The sequence below is a fragment of the Dietzia sp. B44 genome (genome assembly GCF_014145245.1).
Lineage (GTDB): Bacteria > Actinomycetota > Actinomycetes > Mycobacteriales > Mycobacteriaceae > Dietzia > Dietzia natronolimnaea.
Map to the genome: position 1 here is coordinate 1 of NZ_JAALEF010000291.1, position 3,846 is coordinate 3,846.

General features: G+C 72.8%; 3 protein-coding genes. 2 read left to right on the forward strand and 1 reads right to left on the reverse strand.

Annotation, left to right across the window (positions count from 1 at the left end; all coding sequences use genetic code 11):
- Positions 1 to 781, forward strand: a 781-nt coding sequence (locus G6017_RS10200; RefSeq protein ID WP_182617222.1) for a DUF695 domain-containing protein, incomplete at its 5' end; no start/stop codon positions are given.
- On the opposite strand, the gene G6017_RS10205 is transcribed toward G6017_RS10200, so the two are convergent.
- Positions 735 to 2,369: a type VII secretion protein EccE gene (locus tag G6017_RS10205; protein WP_347237984.1), complete on the reverse strand. Its 1,635-nt coding sequence runs from the start codon at positions 2,367 to 2,369 to the stop codon at positions 735 to 737. The two genes, G6017_RS10200 and G6017_RS10205, sit on opposite strands and share 47 nt — an antisense overlap.
- Before the next feature lie 131 nt (positions 2,370 to 2,500).
- Here G6017_RS10205 and eccB point away from each other — a divergent pair.
- Positions 2,501 to 3,846: type VII secretion protein EccB (eccB, locus tag G6017_RS10210; protein ID WP_182617226.1), on the forward strand; the 1,346-nt coding region annotated here is incomplete at its 3' end.

A 3,846-nucleotide genomic window follows, 5' to 3' on the forward strand; every position in this document is an offset into this window, starting at 1 on the left:
GGCGGCGCGCCGGTGGCTCGCCCAGGCCCCGCCCGCCGACGCCGACTGGTCGTACGCGGACCTGCGCGACCCGGTCTCCGGGTGCGCCATGCACTTCCGCGACCGCCGTCTGGGCTTCGACGAGGCGGAGGTGGTGGTGGACTGCGGCCTCTCCCGGGCCGACGTGACCGTGCACCACCCGGGTTTCGCCGGACTCAAGGGATCCGACGCCGGGATCGCCGCCTACCTGTTGCTCGACGCCATGTGCGGGGAGGCCGCGGTGGAGACGTGGGTGGGCATGATCCGCTCCAACGCCACGGCCCCGGGGGACGACGCGGTGTCGCTGGACGCGCTGCCCGGGATCCTGCGGGAGATCGAGCGGGACAACACGGACGAGGACGGGGAGCCCGCCTGGCAGATCCTGCACGGCGACACCTCCCGGGGCCCGATGGTGGCCGTGGTGCGTGTGCCCCTGGTGGCCCTGTCGGCCCCGGAGTTCGACCGGCACGTCGCCGTCCATGTGCCCTATACGGATGTCGAGGACGGCGGTCTGCCGGGATCGGCCTCCCTGCCCGGCCTGCGGGACTTCGAGGACCACCTGGTCGACCGCCTGGAGGGCACCGGCGAGTGCGTGGGCGCCGAGAGCTGCAACGGCCGCCGCCTCCTGCACTTCTACGTGGACTCCGCGACCCCCGCGCACGAGCAGCTGCGCGTGGCCGCGTCCGGCTGGGAGCAGGGCGAGGTGACCCTGACGGTCACCGACGATCCGGGCTGGCGGAAGGTGCAGCACCTGCGGGTGTGAGGTCCCCCGAACTCGGACCTGGACCCGGGATCGGGCCCACGAACGCGTCCTCTCCGGGGCCGGTCACGACCGACACCTGCCGGGCGGGTCCGGAACGCGGTTCGATGGAGATCCAGCCCGGAATCCTGCCATCGAGTACCAGCTCGGGCGGATTCCCGGTCGTGGCACGCCCGGGGCCGGGGGCGTCCCAGTCGGCATCCACCCGGATCACGGTCGGCGGTGTCACGTCGGGGCCGCCGGGACCGGCGAGCGCGTCGATCCGCCCCTCGCTCAAGGGGCCGTCGACGTCCCAGAACACCGCGTCCACGGGGGCGCCGGCGTCCGAGGCATCGGGGTCGACAATCCGGTATCTGGCCTCGTCGCCGATCGCCAGCAGCGGTCTCCAGCGGTCCGGGACGTCGGTGACCACCGCCACCCGGTACCCGGCGGCGACCGCGCGGAAGGCCACCTGTCGACAGACGGCCGGACCGGCCGCGAGGAGTACCGAGCGCAGGTGAGGCCCTGCCAGCTGGACCGCGGCCGCGTTCCCGGTCCGGGTCGCCCCGAGGATCTGACCGCAACCGTGGGCGGGCGGGGCGAGGTCGTCGAGTTGATCGAGGCGCCGCCGGACCGTGGAGCCGGCGAGCGTCTCGGGTAGGGACTCACCCGGGACGGGCAGCACGCGCGGGGACGGCAACAGATGACACGATCCCGCGGACTGGGGGAGCGAGTCCACGGTGAGCCCCGCGAGACCCACGGTCGAGATCGAGTCGACGACGTCGCGGCGGCCCGGCACCCGGCGGAGTCGGAGCACCTCGGTGATGTCTGACGCGGGTACAGAGGTGAGGGCGTCCACGACCTCGCGCGGGTCCTCACCGGGGCGGACCACCAACCCCACTCCGTCGGTGGGATCGGCCTCGGCCTCGAGGTATCGCTCCGCCAGCTCTGTGGCATCGAGTACACGACACGGAACCCCGTGATGAACCAGAGATCGGCGGAGTCGTTCGGTGGCCACCGCGATGACCCGCTGCGGCGAACCCCGCCCCGCCTCCGCCGGCGCGCTCAGCGCGAGTTCGGACAGGTCGAATCGGAGGAGCAGGTGGACGCGCCGGTGGGAGACCAGAGCCAACGGACCCACGAGCGAGCAGTACACCTCGCCGTCGGGGCCCGTCGCCGCACGTCGCCCGTGAACCACCACATCGATCCCCTCGAGCAGCACCCCACCCTGGTCGAGTTGCCGCGCGACCGCGCCCAGCGGAAGCCGGACGCCGAGGAAATCCGCCGGGTCGTCACTCCCGACCTCGGTGGTCTCCAGAGCGCCGGCTGAGATCTCGACACCGGTGGTCACCACCTGGTGACCGCCGACGCACCCGACCAAGGAGAACTCGGGCGAGACCAGATCGACGACGTCGACGTCTGACCGGCGTGGGCGCGGTCCGCCTCCGAGCAGATATCGGCCCCGGTGACGGAGGGTGGCGGCGCAGGCGACCAGTGAGGCGGCGGCGAACTGGACCCAGGGCTGCCAGGGCGGCGGGCAGATCACCGCGAGCACCCCCGAGGTCAGGAGGACGGTCAGGAAGATGAGAAGGGTGCGAGGGGCAGCCGTCACCCGTCCTCCTGGCCTGGTCGGGGGCGCACGAGGCCGCCCGGGAAGCCCGGCCATCCGGCCGGGACAGTGGCGTACCCTACCCCCGGAACCCGCCGTCGCGGGGCGTCACATCCGTGGGAAGGAGCCCGTTCGTGCCGCTGAAGCCGACGACCAGGGCGCAGGTCGACGGGCACCGCTTCCTATCCCGGCGGGCCCGACACGCGGTGGCCGTCCGCGACGTCCGGATGCTCCACGATCCACTCAGGCGACAGTCGACGGGACTCATGCTGGGTGCGGTCGCCGCCGTCCTCGGTTGCGTCGGTGCGGCGGTCCTGGCCCTCCTCGATCCGACGCCCGATGTCGATCGCGCCGTGGTGATGGTGGGCCGGGACTCCGGCCAGATGTATGTCCGCGCCGGCGACACCGTCCACCCGGTGTTCAACCTCGCGTCCGCCCGTCTGGTGACGGGTCAGCCCGCCGACCCCACCACTGTGCGGGACTCGGACATCGCCCAGACGCGTCGCGGAGGACTGATCGGGATCCCCGGAGCGCCGTCCGCGCTGCCGGCACCGCGCGACGAGGACGGGGCCGCGGCGGTCTCGTGGACCGTGTGCGACGAGATCGCCGACGTCGATCGCGGTCGCCCCCGGATCGTCTCGACGAGTGTCGTCGCCCGTGACGGGGCGGCGGGACCCGGGCGTGACACCACCGGCGACGAGATCGTCCTGGCCGACCAGGACGGCAGGGGCTGGCTGCTGCGGGACGGGACCCGCTCGAGAATCGACTTGTCGGACGGCGACCTGCTGGCGATCCTCGGACTGGGCGGCGTCGAGCCGCGGCCGGTCACCGCGGCGTTGATCGACCCGCTGCCGGAGGTCGATCCGGTGGTGCGACCGGAGATCGATCTGGCAGGCAGGCCGGTGGACTACGGTCTCGACTCATTGCGGATCGGGCAGGTGTTCACGGTGGACACCGCCTCGGGCAGGGAGACCTACGTCGCCCTGGCAGATGGTGTCCAGGAGGTCGGTCCGGTGGTGGCCGACGTCATCCGTTCGACGACGACGGTGGGTGCGGTCGTGTCCGTGGATCCCGACCGGATGGGCGTCCCGCGCTCGGTGGCGCTGAACGTGGATGCCTTCCCAGCGGATCGTCCCTCGGTCCTCTCGACCGGTGACTCCCCGGTGCTGTGCGTTCGCGATGCGGGCAGGGAGGGGTCAGTGGGCCGGCGGGTGACCGTTGTCGCCGGCGCTCCGGCTCCGTCGGCCGCACAGGCGCGTCCGGTGGCCGGCGCGGACGGGGGCGGGCCGGCGATCGACGTGCTCGGCGTACCCGGTGGAGGCCTTCTGGTGACCGCGGTCGGACGAGGCACGTCAACCCGCGGTGCGGTGACGACGATCGTCGCCGATACGGGCGTGCGCTTCGACATCCCCGACCCGGAGACCGCAGCGGTCCTCGGTGTCGGTGGGACCCCGGTGCCGGTCGACGGTGCGATCATCGA